Source organism: Paenibacillus sp. FSL F4-0125 (genome assembly GCF_038008565.1).
Classification (GTDB): Bacteria; Bacillota; Bacilli; order Paenibacillales; family Paenibacillaceae; genus Paenibacillus_AQ.
Map to the genome: position 1 here is coordinate 1,021,304 of NZ_JBBOZJ010000001.1, position 23,538 is coordinate 1,044,841.

Sequence of the window (23,538 nt, forward strand, 5' to 3'; positions counted from 1 at the left end):
AGTGTCCGTTTTTATTTTCGTTCGTTGCAATATTTGACAACAGACACTTTTTTTCGACAATTTCATTCATAATTTTATTTAAAATCATCAAACAATTCACTTCTTTAACCGATAAAAATAGATAGTGAGTTAGATTATGTGAAGGCGGAATGTAGATGAAGAATATGAAAGTGAAGTTTAAGATTGGGATTCTTTTAGTATTTTCTGTAGTCATGTTGAACATCGTGGGGATAACTGGCTTTACCACCATGGACAAAATGACCCAAAAAACAAAAGAGACGTACAATGAAAACTTGTTGCCAATTTCTTACGTGGGGCAAATGCGTACAAATAATCGGGCCATTGAAGCCTTTCTTTTGGAGCGTTTGATTAGCGTTGATGCAAACAAGAACAAAGACTTGTTAGAGAGCATTAAGGGAAAAGTTCAGGAAAATAATGATCTATTGAACAAGCTGAAGACCGTCCAGTACAATGATAGTGCCATTTTGAGCAAAATAAAGGAATATGAGTCCTCCCTAACAGACTATCGTGCACAAAGGGACAGTATTATTCAGATTGCCGATAGCAAAGGTAGAGAAGAGGCCTTTCAAGTATTCACGGGGGATTTTAGTATTTCTCGTGAGAAAATGATCAATATGCTTAAAGGAATAAGCGATTCGTTGCTAAAGGGAGCTGGAGAATATAACTTAGAGTCCACTGCTACCGCTGAAAGAATGAAGACTAAAAGTATAGTATTGATATCGTTCTCTTGGATTATTTGTATCGTGCTTAGTGTTGCAATCATTCGACTGATTACGAAACCGCTTAAGGAACTGCAAGGTTTAATGAAGCGGGCGGAAAATGGAGATTTAACTGTCATAGCAACGTATACCGCTAAGGATGAAATCGGCCAAATTAATAGCTCATTTAACAATATGCTGGAGAGCTTACGAAAGATGATGCAAGGTATCGCGGAGAGTGCAGAGCTGTTATCAGCCTCATCGCAAGAGATGAGCGCTAGTGCTGAGCAGACCTCGCTGGCTTCGCAAATGATCGCCGAATCTTCAGGTGAGATTGCAGCGGGCTTTGATGAACAGACGGAAAGCATTAATCGTACCTCTCAGTCTATACAAGCTATGACCAATAATATTTCGGCCGTAGAAAGTAGCAGTTTTGAAATGTCCGACCTTATGGGAGTTGCTTCTGGTTCAACAGATCGAGGGGTAATCGCCGTAGATAACATCATTGAACAGATGAAGGAAATCGACTCCAGCGTAACTCAAAGCCAAGAGATTATTAGCAACCTTGGGGAGCTGTCTCAGGATATAAATACAATTATTACAACGATTAACGGAATTGCAACACAGACAAACTTGCTGGCGCTTAATGCTTCTATCGAGGCAGCGAGAGCTGGAGAACATGGACGTGGCTTTGCTGTAGTTGCTGGAGAAATTCGGGGACTTGCAGAAGCGACGCGAAACAGTTCACTGAAAGTAACAGATATTATTACGCATATTCAAAAGCAAACTGAAAAAGCAGTAGAATCCATGGCTTCAGGCTCTGATCTAGTCTCTAACGGCGTAGTTCAAAGTCAGTTCGTATCTCAAGCGTTTCATGAGATTCAAAGTTCCATTAAAGAGGCTACGCTGCAGACGGAAGAGATTAGAGAGGCGGTTGCGCATGTCTCCTTAGAGTCACAAGGTGTAGCGGCAGCAATGGAACAGGTCAATGCTATATCCAATAGAGGGGCAGTGGGTGTTCAGGACACCAGTGCAGCTAGTCAGCAGCAACTGTCTGCTATGGAGGAAATGTCCGCATCAGCTCAGTATTTAGCGGTGCTGGCGGAAGATCTGCAGAAGACTTTAGCGCGATTTAGATTATAACGCGAAATGAAAAAAAGGACGTCCCAGAGCCATTTAGGCTTTGGAGACGTCCTTTTGTGTGTTATTGAATGGAATTAAGCATACCAGCCCCATACGAAGATGAAGAGCGTACCAAAGATCGTAACTAAGCCAACGAATAAGGCATAGGCGATATTGATATAAAGTTCTTTCTTGGTATCCGCTGATTCTCCAATATGCATGAACAGGAAGAGCTGCAGGGAAGCCTGAATGAGGGCTGTAACAAGCAGGATAGCCATGTTTGCAGTATTGGATAGATCCAGATAGATTACGGCAAGTGCAGCCACAGAAAGGACAAGAGAGGCTAAGAAACCCATCACATGGCGAATTGGAAACAGTTGCTTCATCATGCTACATCAGTCCTTTCAGATAGACGAAGCTGAAAATAAAGATCCAGACAACGTCCAAGAAATGCCAGTACAGCGAGAAGATAAAGGATTTATTGGCCGTAGCCGGATTAATACCTTGACGCTTCAACTGGATTAGAATAGCCGCACCCCACAGGAACCCGAACGATACGTGAGCTCCGTGTGTTCCCAGCAGTACAAAGAGACTGGATAGGAAACCACTGGTTTGAAGTGTAGCCCCTTCGTGAACATAAGTGACAAACTCCGTGATTTCAATACCAAGGAAGCCGAGACCCATTAACAGGGTTAGTCCGAAGAAGACCATCATGGCTTTTTGGTAGCCATGCCGCATGGCATGTACTGCAAGACCGATTGTAAACGAGCTTGTCAAGAGCAGCAATGTTTCGATCATCACTGGACCAATTTCAAAGAGGTCCGGCCCGCTAGGGCCGCTAGCGAAGCGGTCTACCATTACAAAGTAAACAGTGAACAACGTAGCGAACAGTGCAATCTCTGCTCCTAGAAAGACCCAGAAGCCAAAGATTTTATTACTATTCTCCTCTGTTGAGTACTCAAGCGGCTTAGACGCATCTATTTTCATACTGTCTCACCCCGCAATTTCTTTTCAGTAGCAATAACTTCTTCTGCTGGGATGTAGAATCCGTGATCCCGATCAAAGGACATAGCAGCTAGAACGATGAGGATACCAACTCCGGAGATAATGGCTGGAATCCAGAGACTGAATACCAGAGAGAATCCTGCAACGAAGAAGATAACACCCAGAATAAATGGTTTTCCTGTATTGCTTGGCATATGGATCTTAGTAATCTTGTCTTCGTATAGAGGTACTTTATCTTGTTTAGAGAACCAGTAGGCATCGCGTGTTTTTACGGTTGGAACCACTGCGAAGTTGTAAGCTGGAATCGGACTTTTCGTTGCCCACTCCAGTGTACGTGCATCCCATGGATCTCCATTTGTATCTCTTGGTTCATAACGTGTACTCCAGTAGATGTTATACACCAGAATTACAAATCCGACTGTAAGACCTATCGCCCCTATGAACGAGACCATACTGAGCGGACCAAATCCGGTATCCGCAGAATAAGTGTATTGTCGACGTGTCATTCCCTTAAGTCCGAGAAGGAACAGTGGGAAGAACGATACGTTAAAGGAAATAATAATCCACCAGAAGGCATGTTTACCAAGACGTTCGTTTAGACGGAAGCCGAATACTTTAGGGAACCAGTAGTGGAAACCTGCGATTACGGCGAATACAGCACCTGGAATGAGAACGTAGTGGAAATGCGCTACCAGGAACATTGTATTATGGTACTGATAATCGGCGCTGGCCATAGCCAGCATGACACCTGTTACCCCACCGATCGTAAAGATCGGGATAAAGGCGAGCGAATACAGCATCGGCGTCGTAAATGATATTCGCCCTTTTCGTAAGGTGAATAGCCAGTTAAATATTTTCACACCTGTTGGAACAGCAATGGCCATGGTAGTAATCGAGAAGAAACTGTTAACCATAGCGCCTTGACCCATTGTATAGAAATGGTGAGCCCATACTAAGAAGGACAAGAGGGAGATGATCAACATACTAAAGACCATGGATGTATATCCATACAGGTTCTTTTTGGAGAAGGTGGCGATAATTTCACTATAAATACCGAAGGCAGGTAGTACAACGATATATACTTCTGGATGCCCCCATACCCAGAAAAGGTTGGCCCATAACATATCCATACCGCCGTTGGCCATCGTGAAGAATTGAGAGCCGAATAACCGGTCGAACATCATCAAAGCGAGCGCTACCGTAAGCACTGGGAATGCGAATACGATAATTACGTTCGTGATTAGTACAGACCATGTAAACATTGGCATTTTCATCAGCTTCATGCCAGGAGCACGCATCTTCAGAATCGTTACAATAAAGTTAACGCCTGTGATGAGTGTACCGATACCTGATATTTGCAGCGCGAGTGAGTAGTAGTTGTTACCCACCGTTGGACTGAACTCTATACTTGCCAGCGGGAAGTACGCAGACCAACCAGCATCTGGTGATCCCCCGATAACAAAAGAGATGTTAAGCAGCATTGCTCCGAAGAAGAAGAGCCAGAAGCTGACGGCGTTAAGACGTGGGAAGGCAACGTCTCTGGCACCGATTTGTAGCGGTACGATAACGTTCATCAGACCGATAATAAACGGCATGGCCATAAAGAGGATCATGATCAAGCCGTGTGTTGTAAATACCTCGTTGTAATGCTGTGCGTCAAGAAATTTCATGTCTGGGGCTGCGGTTTGTAGCTTCATCATAATAGCGTCAACGCCGCCGCGGAAAAGCATTAGTAGCGCAGCGAGGATATACATAACCCCGATACGTTTGTGGTCAACGGTAGTTAACCATTCGCGCCATAAATATCCCCATTTTTTAAAATAGGTTAGGCCGACGATAATCCCGATTGTAGCCAGAACAATACTTGCCATTGCCCCGTAAATCAGGGGTTCGCCGTGGACCTTAAATTTATCCCAATCCATTAGGAATCGCTCCTTTCAAGTTGCTCAATTAACATTGACTAATGTCCGTCATGTGTAGTGCTTTGTTCATCCAGTTCTGGATTAGGTTCACTGTTGAATTCCGTCTCGCTAGATGGTGCAGGAGTCGGGTGAATTTCTTTATTATCCTGGTGTTCCGTCGTTCCATTATCCATATCCATTTCGGTGCCATTATTACTCATATGGTCGCCATGATCTCCCGGAGGAGGGCTAAAGGATAAGTGAGTATTGGTGTACGTTTTACGTCCGACATATTCCATTTTCAAAAGATTTTTGAATTCATCTTCGGTCAATGGACCTGCTGTTTCTTTAACGTCTTTTACCCATTCCTGATAGTCCTTATCAGTCATCGCAAGGGCTTCAAACTCCATGTGGGCAAAACCCTTACCATTAAAGTTCGCATTTCTTCCGGTATAAGAACCTACAGTATCTGCTGAAAGATGCAGTGTTGTAAGCATGTCACTCATCGCATATTTCTGTCCTCCCAATTGTGGGATCCAGAGACTTGAGATCGTACCGAAAGAGTACAATCTGAACTCGACAGCACGGTGAACTGGAATGTTCACGTAGTTTACAGTTTCAATACCTTCCTCTGGATAGCTGAAGTGCCATTTCCAGTTGGAGGAGGAAGCATAGATTACAAGCGGTTTCTGATCTTTATAATCCGCTGCAACGTTTTCTACATCTACTGTGGTTTTGACAGTGACCACGGAGAGGAATGCCACGATAATAATCGGAATCGTAATCCAGATGGCCTCCAGCCATTTGTTTCCTTCCTCGTGAGGAGGAATATAATCTTCGTTACTTTTCTTAGCGCGGTATTTCAATAGTACGAAGACATATAAAATGTAGACAACTGCTAGAACACCGAGCATCACAACAATGGAGAGGATGATCGTGTCAGACAGAGTTCTCGCAGCCGGCCCCTTCGGATTCAGAACAGCGATTGAACTGCATCCTGGCAAGAGTAAAATTAGGCTGAGAAATAAAGCGTATAACGGTCCCTTTTTCTTCATGCTTAAGCTCCTTCCTTCAATACTTCTATTAATTAACCCTCATCATTACCTTCATATATAGTAAGAATTAATGAGAAAGAAAGCAAAAGACTTATTTTGCCATTTTAGCCACAATAGTCCTTAAAAATGGCGATCAAGTTAAATATGTGTGATCAATTTGTTACAAGTTCCTAATGATATGATAAAGATCACTGTAGCCACGGCGTTTGCTGGTTATTTAAATCCGTTCAAACTTTGTTCAATAATTTACTAAAGTTGCTAATTTGGACACATCTATTTTGCGCAAAAGGACTGGAATTTAACCATTTTTGTTGGTGTGTTAGGAATTAGTTAGAATACGTCATTTGCGAAAAATGTCGAAATATCTGTGAGTGTCAAAAAGGGTAACAAATTATTATGTATTAAGTTACAATCTCTCAAATTTCTCTCTATTAATCTATGGTAATGTTATAGATAAATATACGAGATGGGAGATTTTTTGAGATGTTTAAAAAGAAAGTGTGGCTATTATTTATAGTATTGTTCGTATGTACTGGTTTGGTACGAGAAATAGATTCAGTAGATGCTGCTGGTGCAGGGTCCCTGAAATTAGGTGTAAATGATAAATTAACTGACATTGATGCAGTGTCGATAAAAGATACATATTTTGTTCCGTTACGTGATTTGTCTGTGGAACTGAATCTTCATCTAATCGCTCAGGGCGATGGAATTAATGTTAAGGGAAATAATGGATCTATCAAACTGCTGAATGATCACGCAACAGCTCTTCTTCCTAATGGAAAGACAATCGCCCTGAATACATTTATTAAAAATGGAAGAACTATGGTTCCGGTGAAGATGACAACTTATCTTGGATTCTCAATTTCGTTTAAACCAGCTCAATCTTTATTAAGAGTTCATAATTCCGGGGCTAAATTAGACGACGCTGCATTTGTGAATCAACATAAAAAAGCTTTGCAACAAAATGTAACTACAGGCACGAACGGTAAAGTTGTTTATCTTAGCTTTGATGATGGCCCATCCGCCACAACCTCTCAACTACTGGATATCTTAGCTAAGTATGATGCGAAAGCTACGTTCTTCATGCTAGGAAATAACATGAACGCACATACGTCTCAAGTGAAACGCTTAGTGAAGGAAGGACATGCACCTGGTTTACACGGTATGACACATGTGAAAGATAAATTTTATGCTTCTCCTGCTTCTGCGTTGAAAGAGATGAATGACGATAATGCCATTCTGAAGAAGATTACGGGTCAAAGTACAACATTGATTCGCACACCTTATGGTAGTAAACCTTATTTAACCAAATCTTATAGAGATAAGATACTAACACAAGGGTATCATCTGTGGGATTGGAACGTTGACTCTGAGGATTGGAGATTTAAGAATGATAGTAACTCCATCTATAATACGGTTATGAGAGAGGTTCATAATCTGAAGAAGAGCAGCCCAGTGGTTCTAATGCATGATCAAAAGGCTACACTTAAAGTTCTTCCACGCATCCTAGAGACGCTGAAGAAAGAAGGCTATGCGTTTCATATTATTACTTCGGATATGGAACCTAACAACTTCTGGAATGATAAACGTTAATTCTGGATACTAAGATCAAATGATTCCTACCGTTGAGGCGACAGATCTAATCTGTCGTCTCTTTTTGTTGTCTGAATCTTTGTAGATTTGACACATGTAGGCTTCTCTAATCTATCGACGTAGTTAATCTGTCGTGTTATCATGATACTCTGATAACGTATTAGCGAACTAAAGCGCACGCAGTTGTGTCAACGATGGGGGATAAAAGAGATGAAGAAAAATGCATTGCTAATCTTATTTATGATCATGGTAATTGGAGCTTTATCAGGCTGCTCATCTTCTGGGAGTAAGGATGGAAAGCTGGTGATCGGGATTGATGATAAGTTCGCTCCGATGGGCTTTAGAGATGAGAACAATGAAATTGTTGGGTTTGATATCGACTACGCCAGAGCTGCAGCTGAAAAAATGGGTAAAGAAATTACTTTTCAGCCTATTGACTGGTCCGCTAAGGAGTCAGAACTGAATAGTGGTCGTATTGATATGATTTGGAATGGCTATACCATCACAGATGAACGCAAGGAAAAGGTATTATTCACGAAGCCTTATCTTGAGAATAGTCAGGTAGTAGTCGTATTAGCGGATTCCTCTATTTCAAAGCTTGAGGATTTGGCTGGTAAAGAGGTAGGGCTTCAAAGTCTATCCTCCGCTTCCGATGCTTTAAATGCTAATCCGATTAAAGACCAAATTGCTAATCTATCGGAATTTCCGGATAACGTGCTAGCGCTCACTGACTTGAAGACTAAGCGTCTAGACGGTGTTGTGATTGATGAAGTTGTAGCTAGATATTATATGTCAAAAGAGCCGAATACCTTTAAGCTGTTAGATGAATCGCTTGCTCCTGAGCAGTACGGTATTGGAATAAAGAAAGGCAATGAAGCCCTGCTAGAAGAACTTCAAAAGGCTTTGGATGAAATGAACAACGATGGAACGGCTGAGAAGATCTCTACAAAGTGGTTTGGTGAAAATAAGGTATTGAAATAGAAGGTCAATATACAGAGTTTATTGGAGAAATGAAAATGGATTATATTATACAAATTTCCGGGCCAATGTTAGAAGGCGCACGTACAACTGTTTTATTGTTCCTTATTGTTATTTTAGTGTCGATTCCGCTCGGGTTCCTAGTCACTTTGATGGCGAAGAGTGTGATCAAACCCTTGGCATGGATTGCACATACTTATATTTATGTCATGCGGGGAACCCCTCTTTTACTGCAATTGTTATTTTTTTGCTTTGGCTTACCACAGATTCCGGTGATTGGTCAGTATCTGGTCATGGACCGCTTCGTTGCGGCGAGTCTTGGATTTATTCTTAACTATGGAGCATATTTTGCAGAGATCTTCCGTGGGGGCATGCTCTCCATTGATAAAGGGCAGCATGAAGCAGCTAAGGTGCTCGGGCTGAGTAAATGGCAAACGCTGCGTAAGGTAATTCTGGCACAAATGTTCAGAGTAGCTTTGCCAGCTGTGGCCAACGAATCAATTTCATTAGTAAAAGATACGGCACTACTGTATGCCGTTGCTGTACCTGAGCTACTGAACTATGCCAAAACAGCAGTTAATCGAGACTTTACAGTAACTCCCTTTGTAGTAGCGGGAGTGATTTACTTACTGATGACGCTGGTGCTTACTTTATTCTTCAAAGCACTGGAGAAACGTTTTAAATTCGAGTAGAAGGACTGTCCGAATATGAGTAGCATGATAGAAGTAAGGGATTTACAGAAATCCTTCGGCAATTTGGATGTATTGAAGAAGGTTAATTTCAATATCGAGGCGGGTGAAGCTATTGCTGTTATCGGGCCTTCGGGTTCAGGTAAGAGTACGATGCTACGGAGTTTAGTACATCTAGAGGAAGTTACAGGCGGAAGCATCTCGATCCAAGGCAAGCCGCTCGTTGAGAATGGGAAATACGCTAGTGGAGCAAATATTCGTGAAATCACGGCGTCCATGGGAATGGTGTTTCAGCACTTTAACTTATTTCCACACCTAACGGTGCGGGGCAACCTAGAGCTAGCTCCAAGGATGCTGAAGCGGGAGAGCGTGAAGGAGATTACGGCTAGAAGCAAGGACTTGCTCTCTAAGGTAGGTCTTGTTGAAAAAGCGGATGTGTATCCTGCTAATCTCTCCGGTGGACAGAAGCAGAGGGTTGCCATTGCGAGAGCGTTAATGCTGAATCCGGATATTTTATTATTTGATGAACCCACCTCCGCGCTTGATCCCGAGCTTACAGGTGAGGTGCTACGTGTTATCCGTCAGCTTGCTGAGGAGAAGATGACGATGATTGTTGTCACTCATGAGATGAACTTTGCTCGTGACGTAGCGGATCGTGTGATATTCATGGATAACGGTGAGATAACGGAGTCTGGAACACCGGAGCATATTTTTGACAATCCGCAGCAGGAGCGAACCCGGGTTTTTCTGAGCCAAGAATCGAGGGTGTGAATACCTCAGCTGATAAATTGTCTATTTATGAGAAAAAATCCCCGCAGTGGTTATATAACTGCGGGGATTTTTTGCGTTGACATAAAGAACAAACTGTACTAATAATAGTAGTACAGTTAATACACGTCATAATGGGTTTATTGTAAGATAGTGGGAGGAGGAAGATTATGTTCGAATTGGATGTTCGCAGTCGCAAGCCGATTTATGAGCAGCTGACCGACAAGGTCAAGGAGATGATTTTACATGGTATTTTGCAGACTGATGAACAACTGCCCTCGGTAAGGACATTATCCCAACAGCTAACCGTGAATCCCAATACGATTCAGAAGGCTTATCGTGAATTGGAGCGTGAAGGGTATATCTATTCATTGCAGGGGAAAGGCAGTTTTGTAGCCCCGATGAAAAAGGAACAAAATGAGGCCAAAAAAGCTGAAGTCCGAGATGCGCTCCTCAGACTGATGGCGGAAGCGGTATACCTTGGATTCACCGCAGCTGAGATTAGTTCATTGTACGAACAAGTGGGGAAGCAGAGAGAAGGAGGGAAGAGCGATGATTGAGATTCGAGGAGTCAGCAAGTTATTTCAAGGCGAGAAGGCAGTCGACGATATCTCTTTAACAGTACATAAAGGAACCATATATGGGCTGCTCGGGTCTAATGGCGCGGGTAAAACTACGCTGCTGAAGACTTTGGCGGGTATTTACTCTCCAGATAAAGGGACTGTGAAGGTGGATGGTGAAGTGGTGTTCGAACACCCGAAGTCTAAGCAACGGATTATTTTTATGCCGGATTCTCCGTACTTTTTCCCACAATCTACAATGCTACAAATGGCAGCCTTTTATCGCTCGATCTATCCGAGTTGGAATCAGAAGCGTTTTGAAGATTTGGGAACTGTATTTCAGCTCGATAAGAAGCGTAAGCTTAGTCGTTTCTCCAAAGGAATGCAGCGGCAAGCGTCATTCTGGTTATGTTTAAGCTGTATGCCGGATGTGCTTATTATGGATGAACCGATTGACGGGTTAGATCCGGTCATGCGGCGTCAGATCAAAAATCTGCTGTTTCAGGAGGTAGCTGAACGCGAGCTGACAGTAATCATATCTTCGCATAACCTTCGTGAGATTGAGGACCTGTGCGATCATGTCGGAATTATGCACGGCGGGAAAATGCTGATTGAGAAGGATCTCGATGATCTTAAGGCGGATACACATAAGATTCAAGTGGCATTCCGAGATGAACGGCATGAAATTCCGTTAGCAGCGAAGCTGCAAATTCTGCATCAAGAGCGCCGGGGAAGTGTGAACCTATTCATTGTAAAAGGGGACCGTGAACGGATCAAAGCGGCTTTTCAGGTATACGAGCCATACGTATTCGATTTGCTTCCATTGACGTTAGAAGAGATCTTTATTTATGAAATGGGGGATGTCGGATATGACGCGCAGCCGTTACTACTTTAATAGCAGTGTTTTTCGTCAAAACTTCCGTCAGCACGGCTGGATAGGGATTATATATGCACTTGGCTTATTGTTCGCACTTCCATTGCAGCTCTTCATGAGCAACAATCCAAATGCAAAGCCGCAGGAAATTGAGCATTTATTTCGAATCGCTGGTAGTGTGCAAGCATTGTTCATTATTACGATTCCTGTTGCGGCTGGACTATTCTTATTTAGATACCTTCAGGCGAAATCACCCTCAGATCTTTGGCATAGCTTGCCTTTACGCAGAGAGCATTTATTTACAGCTCATCTGACAAGTGGACTTACCTTACTGTTGCTACCGGTTTGGTTAACTGCTGGGGTGGTTGCGGTTGTTAAGTCATGGAGTGGGAATTTTTATATTTTTCAAGGCGCAGATATTTGGCAATGGTGTATCACAGTTAGTATTCTGACTTTGTTTCTCTTCTGCTTTAGTGTTTTTGTGGGAATATGCACAGGTCAATCTATTCTTCAGGGAATTATCATTTATATTTTGCTTATTCTGCCTGCTGTACTGATCTCATTAATCAATAGTCATTTAGCCATGTATCTTTATGGTTATGCGAATGCAAATGTAAACTTACGTGATTCTAGTTTGCAGATGTGGTCTCCCTTTGTTCATATTGTATATTATTATACCGGCAAACCATTCACCAATACAGAATTATGGGTTTATGGTGTATTGTCACTTTTGTTTATTGGATTATCCTATCTTTTATACCGTAAACGTAATACGGAAAAAGCTGGTCAGGCTATCGCTTTTGGATATTTCAACCCGCTGTTTAAAGCAGGGGTTATGTTATGTGCCATGCTTATTTCCGGTAATTATTTTGCACAAATGAAGCAACAGCAAATGGGCTGGGTGATTAGTGGATATGCCATTGGAGCCATTATTGGTTATATTGCTGCAGAAATGATTATTCGGAAAACTTGGCAGATTATGACGCGTAAAGTGGTAGCCGAGTTTGCAGTTTATGCAGTAATGTTAGGGCTGCTTGTGTATATCCCAGTATCAAGTGTTACCGGGTATGAAGCTAGAGTGCCTTCTAGTGATAAGATTAGCGGTGTTTATATGGGATCTAACTATCGGATGTATACCCCAACGGATGATTTATACACTACACCCTATATGGGGCAGGACCCATTTTCCAATAATAAAGATTATATAGAAGCTGTCCGTAAACTTCATCAAGCGGTAGTTGCAGTACGCCCAGAGCTTAATTCACAACAATACGTTTATGAATATTTTACTCTGGCCTATCAATTGGAGAACGGTGACAAGCTAGTGAGGGAATACTGGATTCCTGACAAGGGATTCGAAGCAGAACTTAAGACGATTAAGGAGACCGAGGACTTCAAGGAAGAAAAGTATAATTTAACTCTGTTAGATAGAGATCTGGATTATATGTGGATTACCAACAGGAATAAGAAGGTGGCGGTCTCTGATCCTTCACAAATTTCAGAGCTAAAGACGATTATTAAACGTGAAATTTTGAATATGTCCTACGAAGTACAGATAGACAAGGACAGAAAACCTGATGTGGCTAATATCCAAACAGAGGTAAAGGTAAAAGAGGAAAGTAATCAGCCAACTTCAAGTTATGGTTATTATTATCCGTGGAAGTCATCTTTTCATGAGTTAGAGAAATGGATGATTGATAAAGGATATGCGGATAAAATCCGGACAACCGCTGAAGATATACAATCGGCAGAGATAATAAAAGATGACTTTATGGATAAGCAAACACCTAAGAATCCTACCAGTCCTGAACAAAGAGTAGTGCTTGCACGTGAAAAGAATCGTACAGTTGTTACGAAGGATAAGACGCTATTAACGGATATTTTAGATCATCGTTTCAATTATGGAGTTGAGAATGGCAACTACATTGTGAAGCTGCTGTATAAAGAGGGTTATAGTGATTTCGTTATGTTAAAAGCGTCCGATATGACGCCTGAATTGAAGGCATTACTGAAATAAGGTAAGGGATAGTGGTAAGTAGAAGACTACAGAGAAAAGACTACTGGTTGACAGAAACTGGATAGTTAGATTATGCTTTTGGAGATATGTTAGGTAATAAATGGAACTGAGTGTATACAAAATGATCAGGGGGTAAGGACAGATGAATGAGAATAAGAATAATCAGCTTTCGTTTTCGTATAATTTTTTTTCATATGTTCGTCCATCTCTCACCTTGGCTTACAGGTCAACCTCAGAACCAGTGTATTCATTTCCGGATAAATAACATTTCATTATTACTCGGTAAATATAACTGTAATCAGGTTGAAGCCCGACCATGGACGATGGAGTCCGTGGTCTTTTTTGCATATTCAGAAGTTAAAAGGGAGGAATTAAGATGAAGGGGATTCATCAATCGGTCATTCAGCAGCTTCGGACTATCGAATCTGAAGAAAATGTTCGCATTCTGTATGCGTGTGAATCGGGTAGCCGGGCCTGGGGGTTTCCATCCAAGGATAGTGATTATGATGTTAGATTCCTATACATACGGAGACCTGAGGCGTATTTATCCATTTTTGAGCACAGAGATGTAATAGAGCGGCCGATCAGTGAGATGCTTGATATTAACGGTTGGGACTTGAAGAAGGGGCTTAATCTATTTCGTAAATCTAATCCGCCTCTGTTGGAATGGTTAGAGTCTCCTATCCGCTATGAAGAGAAATACGCTGTAGCCGAAAAGATCCGTGCGCTCTCACCACAAAGCTTTTCGCCAAAATCATGTATTTACCACTATTTGAACATGGCGCGGGGAAATTACCGGGATTATCTGCAAGGCAGTGAGGTTAAGATTAAGAAATATTTTTACGTATTAAGACCACTCTTAGCATGCGCTTGGATTGAAAAATATAACGAAGTGCCACCACTCGATTTTAACATTCTTGTACAGGATCTGATTCCACATGGTTCTGAATTACAGGAAACCGTTCAGAACCTGTTATCTCGCAAAATGTCAGGTGAGGAACTAAATCTGGAGCTGCGCTTGGATGTAATCAATACTTATTTGGAGGAGAGAATTGCTCATTACGAGGCGGTTGCTTCTGCTTTTGAACAGAGCGTAGGTGTTATGGATGAAGCGTTAGATGTCTTGTTCCGATCAGCACTGATAGAGGTCTGGGGGGAAACGGGGCAGTGGAGCTGGTAAATCAGAATTTCAATAATTGTTAATTAAGGAGAGGTGAAGTTTATGCATTTAATCATCAAGGCGGCAGGTGCAGGTTGTTAAGGCAATGATTGCGGAGAAAAAACATATGGGCAGACCGACGCTAGGCACGATTTATACACGTACAGGCCGAGCTTTTTTTGATAGGGATACTGAATCGGAAGTGTTACGCAGGCTGAACGAAGATCTTGTACAGGCGAATTATTTTGCGAACAATAACACCGATTTGGTGCTCCTAGACGCGGAGATCGTACCGTGGAACTTGAAAGCACGTGAGCTGATTTCCTCCCAATATGCCCATGTCGCTGAAGCTGCTTTGCTGGATCGGGAATATCTATTGGAAAAGCTGCGTGAGGCTGAAAGATCAGGGCGAGATGTTACCTCGTGGATAATGGAAATGGAGGAGAAGCTCCGGAATGCGGCTGTAGAAGAATAGAAATGAGTTGTGAATAGAGGTGGTAATATAATGTTGAGCAACGCTACAGAAGTGTCGTTAAGCAAATTTATGACTAAATTGCTCCGGCATACTCCAGAGCAGTATGGCCTTATTTTGGACCCTGAGGATGGTTCCTGTACGTTAGACGAATTGCTGTCCGTGCTTGTGAAGTCTCCTAGATGGTCTGAGGTAACTGCGGGAGATATTCGGCAAGTGGTTGCAGGCTGTGAGAAGCAACGGTTTGAAATTGAAGGTGAACGAATCAAAGCGCGGTATGGGCATAGCCATACGAAAATCATTTATGAGCCGGGGACTCCTCCACCTACGCTATATCACGGTACCCACTCTGGTGCGCTTCCTGTCATTATGGAGGAAGGACTCCGACCAATGGGACGGCAGTATGTTCATTTGTCCGAGGGGACACATTTTGCCAGTCTGGCTGGAAGTCGTAGAGGGAAATTGATTTTGCTGACTGTTGATACGATTAGCGCTGGTCAAATGGGTGTAACCTTTTATTATGCAGGTAATGAGGTCTGGCTGGCGGCACCAGTTCCGCCTTCCTGTCTTAGTATTTACACCCAATAGGGAAATAAGAGCGTTGTTTTGGTAGGAGGTAAAATCACATGGATCAAATTCCAGATCATTTAGATCACGGACTACAGATCGTATTTATAGGTTTTAACCCGAGTATCCGCTCAGGTGAAGTGGGGCATCACTACGCAAATCCGCGTAATAATTTCTGGAGAATCTTGCATCAGTCGGGACTTACGCCTGGGTTGTACGACGCTTCTGAGGACGGGGAGCTGCTTAAGCTGGGTTATGGTTTTACGAACATTGTTGCTAGGCCTACACGCGGAATCGATGATATTACTCGTGAGGAATATAATGAGGGTCGCGAATTGCTTCGCTCCAAGCTGGAGTTATATCGCCCACAGGTGGCTTGCTTCGTTGGAAAAGGTGTATATACAGAGTTTAGCCGGAGAAAAAAAGTCGATTGGGGATTCCAGGGAGATGTGTCTCCTACGGTAGATGGTGTACGTGAATTCGTCGCCCCCTCTTCCAGTGGATTGGTTAGAATGCCGATGGATGAGATCATTCGCATTTACAGTAGATTGGCTGAGTTTACGCAAGAAAGTGACATCTGAGATGATGTGATGTGTTTGGATGCGTAGGCAGGGAGTTAAATTTGGGATATGAGTAGATACACTGAGTAGAACATTGATTAGTGAACTAAGTGGAGGTTCGATTAGTGGAATCATTGAATTGAGAATTTGCGAGTGTAGCTAACGGACTCAGGTGTCGTTATTGGAAGGGAATCGTCGACGAATAACGCTTCCTGGGTCAGACAGCCCCAAGGTTAGTTAGATCGGCGTACGCACCACAGCCCAACTTAGATCCCGAGGACCATAATAATCCGGATTCTTCAAGTAGCTTCAAACAAGAAACGAGCAAGTCTCCATACTGGAAACTTGCTTGTTTTTATTACTTCAATGGCCTTCTTGATGATACTTTGTTTATAACGATATTCCTTCGCCAACAATACATCAAGTCTCGATCAACAACAGAATGATAGAGGATAAAGATAGACAAACGCTGATCAAGCATAACACGGCAACGACTTGCTTCTGGCTTAGACCTGCACGGAGCAGGCGGTAATGAGCCTGGGTAGCATCAGCCTGATAAATAGACTTGCCTTGGATAAAGCGCTTGACGACGACGAAAATATTGTCGAAGATCGGAACGCCCAGCGCCAGAATCGGGATGAATAGCGACAGGGCTGTGGCTTGCTTAAACGCGCCGTCGAGTGCTATTACCGCAAGAATAAAACCGAGGAAGGTTGCCCCGGCGTCGCCCATAAAGATTTTGGCAGGCGGTTTATTATAGCGTAGATAAGCAATGGTAACGCCGACGAGTGCAATCGCCATAATCGCAGAAGAGGATTGCCCCTTAGTTAATGCGACAATAAATAGTGTTATAGCTGAAATAGCCGTCAAAGCACCAGCCAAACCATCCATGCCGTCCGAGAAATTAATGACAGTGGTTACGCCAAAGATCCAGATAATCGTCAGCAGAAACTGTAATACTACGGGTAGAACGATATAATCCTCTGAGAAGGGGTTGTAGAAGCCTGTAAATGCGTTGCCAGAAAGATATACAAGGACAGCAGCACTAACCTGAACAATCATTTTTGGCAGTGCCGGGAAATCTTTACCCTTTGTTTTGTACCAGTCATCTATGGTACCTATGGTTAGCAGCAGCACGCCTCCTGCAAACAGTGCGACAGTCTCCATGGAGAATTCACGGGCAAATACCAGATAAGTGATAAAGAATCCGATGAATATGGCGTAACTGGCCGTTAGCGGTATAGGTTCTCTATGGATTTTACGCTCAACGTCTTGACGAGGCTTGTCCACAAAATCAAGCCGGAAAGCCAGTCTGCCGAGCGGCGGAATTAGAAAGTATACGATAGAAAAAGACATTAGAAACGATAAAACGTATAATATGACGCTCACCACCGTTTTCTTTTTAAAATAACACAGTTCGCTTAAAACTACCTTAAAAAAGTAAATTTTTGTCGTCTGACTGATAAGTTGACTTGATTGTATCACTGTAGTACCTTTTTGAGAAAAGAGTTTTGGGGGATATTGTATGAAATACGACGTTATTTTATTCGATGCTGATGATACACTGTTTGATTACGGAATGGCAGAAAGCCACGCACTATCTAACGCATTCTTACACTTCGGTTTGCCAACAGGTGCTGAGGACTATGCTGCAAGTTATCAGGAGATCAACCATGCGCTGTGGCGGGATTTGGAGCAAGGGAAGATTAGTTCGGCGGCATTACGTGTGGAACGGTTCAATCGGTTATTTGCTGCAAATGCGCTGGAGCTGAATCCTGAGGCTTTTAGTGAAGCCTATCTACGTTTCTTAGGCGAGGGAACTTTTCTGATTCAGGGAGCGATTGAGCTGTGCGGGGAACTTGCGGACTGCCGATTAGCAATCATCACGAACGGAATTAAAGAAGTGCAAACCTCCAGAATTCAAGGTTCGCCGCTTAGTGAAACATTTGAGCAGATCATTATTTCTGAGGAGGCTGGCTGTCAGAAGCCGGAGACAGGGATTTTTGATTATGCTTTTGCTAAATTGGGGATTTCGGATAAGGAAAAAGTGCTGATTGTTGGTGACTCCTTAACCTCTGATATCCAAGGCGGAATCAATTATGGGATCGATACTTGCTGGTTTAACCCGTTGGGTAAAGAGAACACGTCGGCTGTTCAACCGAAATATGAAATTCGAGATCTGTCGGAGCTATTAGACATTGTAGGGAAGACAGCTATTCTTTAATGAAAAATAAGGTGTGAGCGCATATGCGACTCACACCTTTTGTTAAATGAACTGAAGAATCTTACTGCCGAGTATTCAGCGGTTTAAGATAAGCTTCGATTTGCTCGCGTTTGGATTCAAGAAAAGGTGGCAAAGCAAGGGATTCGCCAAGACTTTCCATCGGTTCATCAGTAGCAAAACCAGGTCCGTCAGTAGCCAGTTCAAAAAGAATACCGTTAGGCTCACGGAAATAAAGGGAGCGGAAGTAGAAACGATCCACGAATCCGGAGTTAGGAAGCTGAGCTGTGCGTATATGTTCGACCCATTGCTTCAATTCCTCCTCATTATCCACGCGGAATGCGACATGGTGCACACCACCTCGTCCTAAATGCTCCTGATCTAGATCATTACGTTCCTCCAGGTGAACTTCTGCGCCCGAACCGCCTTCTCCAGTCTCGAATACGAGCACATCTGGCTGGCCCGCTACGCTTGAAGGATAAGTGCCTTTGCGGCGGAAGCCAAGCAATTGCTCCAGTACAACCGCTGTATGCTCTGCACTTTCAACAGTAAGATGTGCGGGACCTAGACCGATAATCCCGTACTCAGCAGGTACTGGGCTTTTGCCCCAAGGCGTTCCGCCGGCTACACCGTAATCAGTTTCGTCAGATACGAGAATGAAACGTTGCCCTTCGTGATCGCGGAAGGATAAAGTCTGGCGACCGCCGAGTGTTTGAATCGTTCCGTGCTCTACGTTAAGCTCAGTGAAGCGTTGCTCCCAATAGGTAAGTGCGGCATCGCTCGGTACTCGAAGAGAGAGAGCGGAGATGCTGTTATTACCTTCACGGTTGCGGCCCGCCATCGGGAGTTCAAAGAAAGTTAATTCGGTTCCGGGATTACCCTTCTCATCACCATAGAATAAATGGTACACTGAAATATCATCCTGATTTACTGTCTTTTTAATGAGACGCAGTCCAAGGACTTCGGTGTAGAACTTGAAGTTTTCCTGCGCTTTGCCTGTAATTGCGGATACGTGGTGCAGTCCTTTTAATGTTAAAGTCATGTGAAATTACCTCCGTGTAAATGCTGAATGTGAGCAAGTTATATTGTGATCGTTCTATAATTAGTGAATATTATTAAGTTACTATAATTTTAATAGTAAATCAAAACAATTGCAAGTTTATATTTATGAATCGCAAAATCTATTCCATACATAAGGAGAGCGTACAATGCACACAACAACTAGCTTGATGAAACAATTGCAGGAGCTGAATCTTGATCCACACGGAACCATTCTGGTCCACTCTTCATTAAAAAGCGTTGGCGAAGTAGATGGAGGTGCGAACACAGTACTGGATGTACTCAGTGAATATATGAAGGACGGACTGCTCGTATTGCCAACACATACATGGGCTTATATTAATGCGGATAATCCGCGGTTCTCAGTTCTAGATTCCCCATCTTGTGTAGGTATATTACCGGAACTGTTTCGTAAACGTCCTGATGTCATTCGCTCTTGGCATCCGACACATTCTGTAGCGGCTTTAGGTGCAGATGCTGAGCAGTTCACTAGGGGGGATGAACGCTGGGATACGCCGTGTGCCCGTGGCTCAGCATGGGGCAAGCTGCTTGATCGGAAGGCGGAAATTGTACTGCTGGGCGTTGATCTGCGGCGGAATACGTTCATTCATGGCATTGAAGAGTGGGTCGATATTCCAGGCAGAATGACGGATAGCCATGAGGAGCTATACACGGTGACACCGGATGGAGATGAAATCATGGTGCCTTCCCGCAGACATTGTGGTCTCTCGTGGTCGGAGCATTTTTGGAAAGTGGAACGCGAGCTTGAGGAAGGTGGTGCCATGCGAAAGGGGAAATTTGGGGATGCGCTGGTTAGGGTATGCGGGACGGTAGAAACTACGAATATTCTGAGTCAGATGTTGAAGGGAAATCCGGATCTTTTCTCGGATAATGAACCGCTGCATGGTGAAACCAAACCAGATCCGCTTCCAAAGACTAGACGTGAACAGCCTTAGAATGGCCATAAAGCATTTTTTCAAACTGGACAATCTGGAAGCCGCTATCAATGTATGGTATATTAATCTCACTAAAACATAGTAAGGAGATTGGAAATGGAAAAAACTTTGGTTTTTGGACACAAAAATCCGGATACGGATACCATTTGTTCTGCAATTGCTTATGCTGCACTCAAAAAGGAATTGGGTTGGGATGCTGAGGCCGTTCGTCTGGGTGACGTTAGTGGTGAAACGCAATTTGCGCTTGATCATTTCGGAGCCGCTGCTCCTCGTCTGGTAGAGAACGTAGCTGGTGAAGCCAATCAGGTTATTCTTGTTGACCATAACGAACGCCAACAAAGTGCGAATGACATTGATCAAGTACGTGTGGTTGAAGTTATCGACCATCACCGGATCGCAAACTTTGAAACTGCACATCCGTTGTACTATCGTGCTGAGCCAGTAGGCTGTACAGCTACTATTCTTAACAAGTTGTATAAAGAAAACGGAGTTGCTATCCCTAAAGAAATCGCTGGATTGATGCTGTCTGCCATCATTTCCGATTCCTTGTTGTTTAAATCACCGACATGCACAGCGGAAGATGTAGCAGCAGCACGCGAGCTTGCTGAAATCGCTGGTGTAGATGCAGAAAGCTACGGTCTTGATATGTTGAAGGCTGGCGCAGACCTTAGCGACAAGAGTATCGCTCAACTGATTTCCTTGGATGCAAAGGAATTTAAAATGGGCGAATACAAAGTAGAAATCGCACAAGTAAACGCGGTGGATGTTAATGATGTTCTCTCCAAGCAAGCCGAACTGGAAACTGCACTTACTTCCATTATTGCTGAAAAAGAATTGGATCTGTTCCTGTTCGTAGTTACAGATATCCTCAATAACGATTCCGTAGGTCTGGCTCTGGGCCGTGTTGCAGGAGCAGTAGAACAGGCGTACAACGTGAAGCTTGATGACAATAAGGCACTTCTCAAAGGTGTAGTATCCCGCAAATCACAAATCGTACCTGTTCTTACAGAAACCATTGCTAAGCTGTAACGCATGCTGACCCTTGCACTCTATTCTGTGCAGTAGCATTCATATAAGAGCCGTGTCACCCATTAGAAATTATGAGGGTGACGCGGTTCTTTTTGTTTTACGACGCATTCTGCTACAATACTTTGAGAGGTAAGAGTAATCACCAACATGTGGAATATAACAAAAAGACAGGGGATATTAAGAATGGAATTGTTTGCAGCATTGGAGCGGGACGATTACGAAGAACTGTTGTTTTGTCAGGATAAAGCATCAGGGTTAAAGGCTATCATTGCCATTCATGACACAACACTAGGGCCCGCACTGGGTGGTACACGGATGTGGACCTACGCTACAGAAGAGGATGCAATTGTTGACGCACTTCGATTAGCAAAAGGAATGACATACAAAAATGCAGTATCGGGTCTGAACTTAGGCGGTGGGAAGACAGTAATCATAGGAGACCCCAAGAAGGATAAGAACGAAGCGATGTTCCGTGCTTTCGGAAGATACATACAGGGCTTGAATGGACGCTATATAACTGCCGAAGATGTTGGCACAACAGAAGAAGATATGAACATAATCTATCAGGAGACAGATTATGTTACAGGTACATCACCTACATACGGCTCCTCGGGCAATCCGTCACCAGCTACGGCTTATGGCGTATACCAAGGGATGAAGGCAGCGGCCAAAGCGGCATTTGGCAATGATTCACTCGAAGGGAAGACTGTCGCTGTTCAAGGCGTTGGAAATGTAGCTTTTTCACTCTGTAAGCATCTTCATGAAGAGGGCGCTCAGCTTATTGTAACCGATATTCATAAAGAAGCTGTGGGGCGCGCAGTAGAGGCTTATGGTGCTAAAGCCGTCGATCCCGCAGATATTATCAGTACAGATTGTGATATTTATGCTCCATGCGCACTCGGTGCAACGATCAATGATGAGTCTCTTCGGGTAATTAAGGCGAAGGTGATCGCAGGTGCGGCCAACAATCAGTTAAAAGAGGCCTATCACGGCGATACTCTTCACGAAATGGGCATTGTGTATGCTCCTGACTATGTGATTAATGCCGGTGGCGTTATTAATATCGCGGATGAGTTGAACGGTTATAATAAGGAGCGTGCGTTTAAGCAGGTTTCGAAAATTTACGATAACATCACCCGCGTACTGGAAATCTCACGTCTAAATGGAATTCCAACTTCTGTCGCGGCTAATCAGCTTGCAGAGGAACGGATATCCTTATTAAGAAATACTCGTAGTACCTTCCTGCGTAACGGCCAACATGCTCTTAGCAGAAGATCACTACGGGGATAGGTCGCATAGGTACTTAAATTAGTCTTTCACATAAACGCGCCATCGTCGTCCCTAAAGGACGATAAGCTTATATTTTCAAAAAAACTCGGTAGTCCCTCCGAATCACATTCCGGATGGGAGCATACCGAGTTTTTTTAAATATAAGAATTTATAAGTTTCACGCTATATATTATCCTTATATTTTTTCTCGTTATTGTACCTTTTGTGGTTCCGGGTAAGTGACGCCCAGTGTGTCGACAGTTACTTTCTTCATCACCGGTGGCTCTTCCGGACGATCTGAACTGTCTGTTTTTAAACCAACAATAGCTTTAACCACGTCCATGCCTTCGGTAACTTTACCAAAAGCAGCATAGCTTCCATCTAAACTAGGATATGCTGCATCCATAATAAAGAACTGGGAACCGGCAGAATCTGGAGCCTGCGATCTTGCCATGGACAGAACCCCCTCCGTATGCAACAGGTTATTAGTAAACCCGTTTCCGGAGAATTCTCCAGCTATACTATACCCTGGGCCACCCATACCTGTACCATCAGGGTCACCGCCCTGAATCATGAAGTCAGGAATCACTCTATGGAATATGGTGCCGTCATAAAATCCTTTTTGAATCAGTGAGATGAAATTGTTCACAGTGTTAGGGGCAACTTCAGGATAAAGCTCGGCTTTGATGATGCCACCGTTATCCATCTCAATGGTCACTATGGGGTGGCTTGCTGTAGCTGAAGGAAGTCCTTCGTTAGCCCCGGAATTTGTCTCAGTGCTTGTGTTATTTCCTGCTGCTCCGCTGCTGCTTCCATTATTACTGCTGGCATTGTTATGGGTAGGCTTATTCCCGCAACCCGCTGCAATAACCATCACCAGGCATAACATGACCATTAGGATAGCAGATCTTGCTCTTGTAGACTTCACTAATCAATCTCTCCTTTTTCTTGAATAATCTCGTAGG

General features: G+C 43.4%; 23 protein-coding genes. 16 read left to right on the forward strand and 7 right to left on the reverse strand.

All coding sequences use genetic code 11. The features are described from left to right. Positions 1–155: 155 nt before the first annotated feature. Positions 156–1,862 carry a methyl-accepting chemotaxis protein gene (locus tag NST74_RS04485; RefSeq protein WP_341110596.1) on the forward strand — a complete coding sequence of 569 codons (1,707 nt, stop codon included), beginning with the start codon at positions 156–158 and terminating at the stop codon, positions 1,860–1,862. 74 nt (positions 1,863–1,936) lie between these two features. Here the strand turns inward: NST74_RS04485 and qoxD are convergent, their stop codons facing one another. From qoxD to qoxA, 4 genes are read right to left on the reverse strand one after another with little or no spacing between them, the layout of a single operon-like run. Continuing rightward, the gene (gene qoxD, locus NST74_RS04490) at positions 1,937–2,227 is read right to left on the reverse strand and encodes a cytochrome aa3 quinol oxidase subunit IV (RefSeq protein ID WP_036680878.1); all 291 of its coding nucleotides are present in this window, start codon (positions 2,225–2,227) and stop codon (positions 1,937–1,939) included. A 4-nt stretch (positions 2,228–2,231) separates the two neighbouring features. Continuing rightward, on the reverse strand, positions 2,232–2,828 hold the full coding sequence (gene qoxC, locus NST74_RS04495; protein WP_042124373.1) for a cytochrome aa3 quinol oxidase subunit III: 597 nt from the start codon (positions 2,826–2,828) through the stop codon (positions 2,232–2,234). Beyond that, on the reverse strand, positions 2,825–4,768 hold the full coding sequence (gene qoxB / locus NST74_RS04500; RefSeq protein WP_042124376.1) for a cytochrome aa3 quinol oxidase subunit I: 1,944 nt from the start codon (positions 4,766–4,768) through the stop codon (positions 2,825–2,827). The genes qoxC and qoxB overlap by 4 nt, the downstream gene beginning before the upstream one ends. 38 nt (positions 4,769–4,806) lie before the next feature. Continuing rightward, the gene (qoxA, locus tag NST74_RS04505; protein WP_042124378.1) at positions 4,807–5,802 is read right to left on the reverse strand and encodes a cytochrome aa3 quinol oxidase subunit II; all 996 of its coding nucleotides are present in this window, start codon (positions 5,800–5,802) and stop codon (positions 4,807–4,809) included. Between the two features lie 483 nt (positions 5,803–6,285). Between qoxA and NST74_RS04510 the strand changes: the two genes are divergently transcribed. The 11 genes from NST74_RS04510 (at position 6,286) to NST74_RS04560 (ending at position 16,060) form a co-directional block, all read left to right on the forward strand. Then, positions 6,286–7,395, forward strand: a complete 1,110-nt coding sequence (locus tag NST74_RS04510) for a polysaccharide deacetylase (protein WP_341110599.1) — start codon at positions 6,286–6,288, stop codon at positions 7,393–7,395. 210 nt (positions 7,396–7,605) lie between these two features. Continuing rightward, positions 7,606–8,376 carry an amino acid ABC transporter substrate-binding protein gene (locus NST74_RS04515; protein ID WP_042124381.1) on the forward strand — a complete coding sequence of 257 codons (771 nt, stop codon included), beginning with the start codon at positions 7,606–7,608 and terminating at the stop codon, positions 8,374–8,376. Positions 8,377–8,405: 29 nt separating this feature from the next. Further along, a complete protein-coding gene (locus NST74_RS04520) occupies positions 8,406–9,065 on the forward strand; it encodes an amino acid ABC transporter permease (protein WP_042124383.1) in 660 nt (219 codons plus the stop codon). A 15-nt stretch (positions 9,066–9,080) separates the two neighbouring features. Further along, entirely contained in the window at positions 9,081–9,833 is a 753-nt protein-coding gene (locus NST74_RS04525) for an amino acid ABC transporter ATP-binding protein (RefSeq protein ID WP_341110602.1), read from the forward strand. A 167-nt stretch (positions 9,834–10,000) separates the two neighbouring features. After that, entirely contained in the window at positions 10,001–10,390 is a 390-nt protein-coding gene (locus NST74_RS04530) for a GntR family transcriptional regulator (protein ID WP_076119847.1), read from the forward strand. Continuing rightward, the gene (locus tag NST74_RS04535; RefSeq protein ID WP_341110604.1) at positions 10,383–11,285 is read left to right on the forward strand and encodes an ABC transporter ATP-binding protein; all 903 of its coding nucleotides are present in this window, start codon (positions 10,383–10,385) and stop codon (positions 11,283–11,285) included. Before NST74_RS04530 ends, NST74_RS04535 begins: the two co-directional genes overlap by 8 nt. Then, on the forward strand, positions 11,260–13,281 hold the full coding sequence (locus NST74_RS04540) for a hypothetical protein (RefSeq protein ID WP_341110606.1): 2,022 nt from the start codon (positions 11,260–11,262) through the stop codon (positions 13,279–13,281). Before NST74_RS04535 ends, NST74_RS04540 begins: the two co-directional genes overlap by 26 nt. Before the next feature lie 376 nt (positions 13,282–13,657). Beyond that, entirely contained in the window at positions 13,658–14,461 is an 804-nt protein-coding gene (locus NST74_RS04545) for a nucleotidyltransferase domain-containing protein (protein ID WP_341110608.1), read from the forward strand. Positions 14,462–14,528: 67 nt separating this feature from the next. Next, the gene (locus NST74_RS04550) at positions 14,529–14,915 is read left to right on the forward strand and encodes a hypothetical protein (protein WP_341110611.1); all 387 of its coding nucleotides are present in this window, start codon (positions 14,529–14,531) and stop codon (positions 14,913–14,915) included. A 30-nt stretch (positions 14,916–14,945) separates the two neighbouring features. Then, positions 14,946–15,500 (forward strand): RNA 2'-phosphotransferase, encoded by a 555-nt coding sequence (locus NST74_RS04555; protein ID WP_341110613.1) that lies wholly within the window; start codon positions 14,946–14,948, stop codon positions 15,498–15,500. Positions 15,501–15,538: 38 nt separating this feature from the next. Continuing rightward, the gene (locus NST74_RS04560; protein WP_341110616.1) at positions 15,539–16,060 is read left to right on the forward strand and encodes a mismatch-specific DNA-glycosylase; all 522 of its coding nucleotides are present in this window, start codon (positions 15,539–15,541) and stop codon (positions 16,058–16,060) included. 399 nt (positions 16,061–16,459) lie between these two features. Here NST74_RS04560 and NST74_RS04565 read toward each other — a convergent pair whose 3' ends face one another. Then, positions 16,460–17,395: an MraY family glycosyltransferase gene (locus NST74_RS04565; RefSeq protein ID WP_341110617.1), complete on the reverse strand. Its 936-nt coding sequence runs from the start codon at positions 17,393–17,395 to the stop codon at positions 16,460–16,462. 169 nt (positions 17,396–17,564) lie between these two features. On the opposite strand from NST74_RS04565, the gene NST74_RS04570 reads away from it, so the two are divergent. Next, entirely contained in the window at positions 17,565–18,263 is a 699-nt protein-coding gene (locus NST74_RS04570; RefSeq protein ID WP_341110619.1) for a YjjG family noncanonical pyrimidine nucleotidase, read from the forward strand. Positions 18,264–18,324: 61 nt separating this feature from the next. Here NST74_RS04570 and NST74_RS04575 read toward each other — a convergent pair whose 3' ends face one another. Continuing rightward, positions 18,325–19,302 (reverse strand): ring-cleaving dioxygenase, encoded by a 978-nt coding sequence (locus NST74_RS04575; protein WP_341110620.1) that lies wholly within the window; start codon positions 19,300–19,302, stop codon positions 18,325–18,327. 166 nt (positions 19,303–19,468) lie between these two features. Here NST74_RS04575 and NST74_RS04580 point away from each other — a divergent pair, with 166 nt between their 5' ends. The 3 genes from NST74_RS04580 (at position 19,469) to NST74_RS04590 (ending at position 22,594) form a co-directional block, all read left to right on the forward strand. Next, complete coding sequence (locus NST74_RS04580; protein ID WP_341110621.1) at positions 19,469–20,275, forward strand: AAC(3) family N-acetyltransferase; 807 nt, start codon at positions 19,469–19,471, stop codon at positions 20,273–20,275. A 96-nt stretch (positions 20,276–20,371) separates the two neighbouring features. Beyond that, positions 20,372–21,304, forward strand: coding sequence for a manganese-dependent inorganic pyrophosphatase (locus tag NST74_RS04585; protein WP_341110623.1), 933 nt, complete (start codon positions 20,372–20,374; stop codon positions 21,302–21,304). Between the two features lie 183 nt (positions 21,305–21,487). Beyond that, entirely contained in the window at positions 21,488–22,594 is a 1,107-nt protein-coding gene (locus NST74_RS04590; RefSeq protein ID WP_341110626.1) for a Glu/Leu/Phe/Val family dehydrogenase, read from the forward strand. A gap of 190 nt (positions 22,595–22,784) precedes the next feature. Here NST74_RS04590 and NST74_RS04595 read toward each other — a convergent pair whose 3' ends face one another. Next, positions 22,785–23,468 carry a peptidylprolyl isomerase gene (locus NST74_RS04595; protein ID WP_341115828.1) on the reverse strand — a complete coding sequence of 228 codons (684 nt, stop codon included), beginning with the start codon at positions 23,466–23,468 and terminating at the stop codon, positions 22,785–22,787. Between the last annotated feature and the right edge of the window lie 70 nt (positions 23,469–23,538).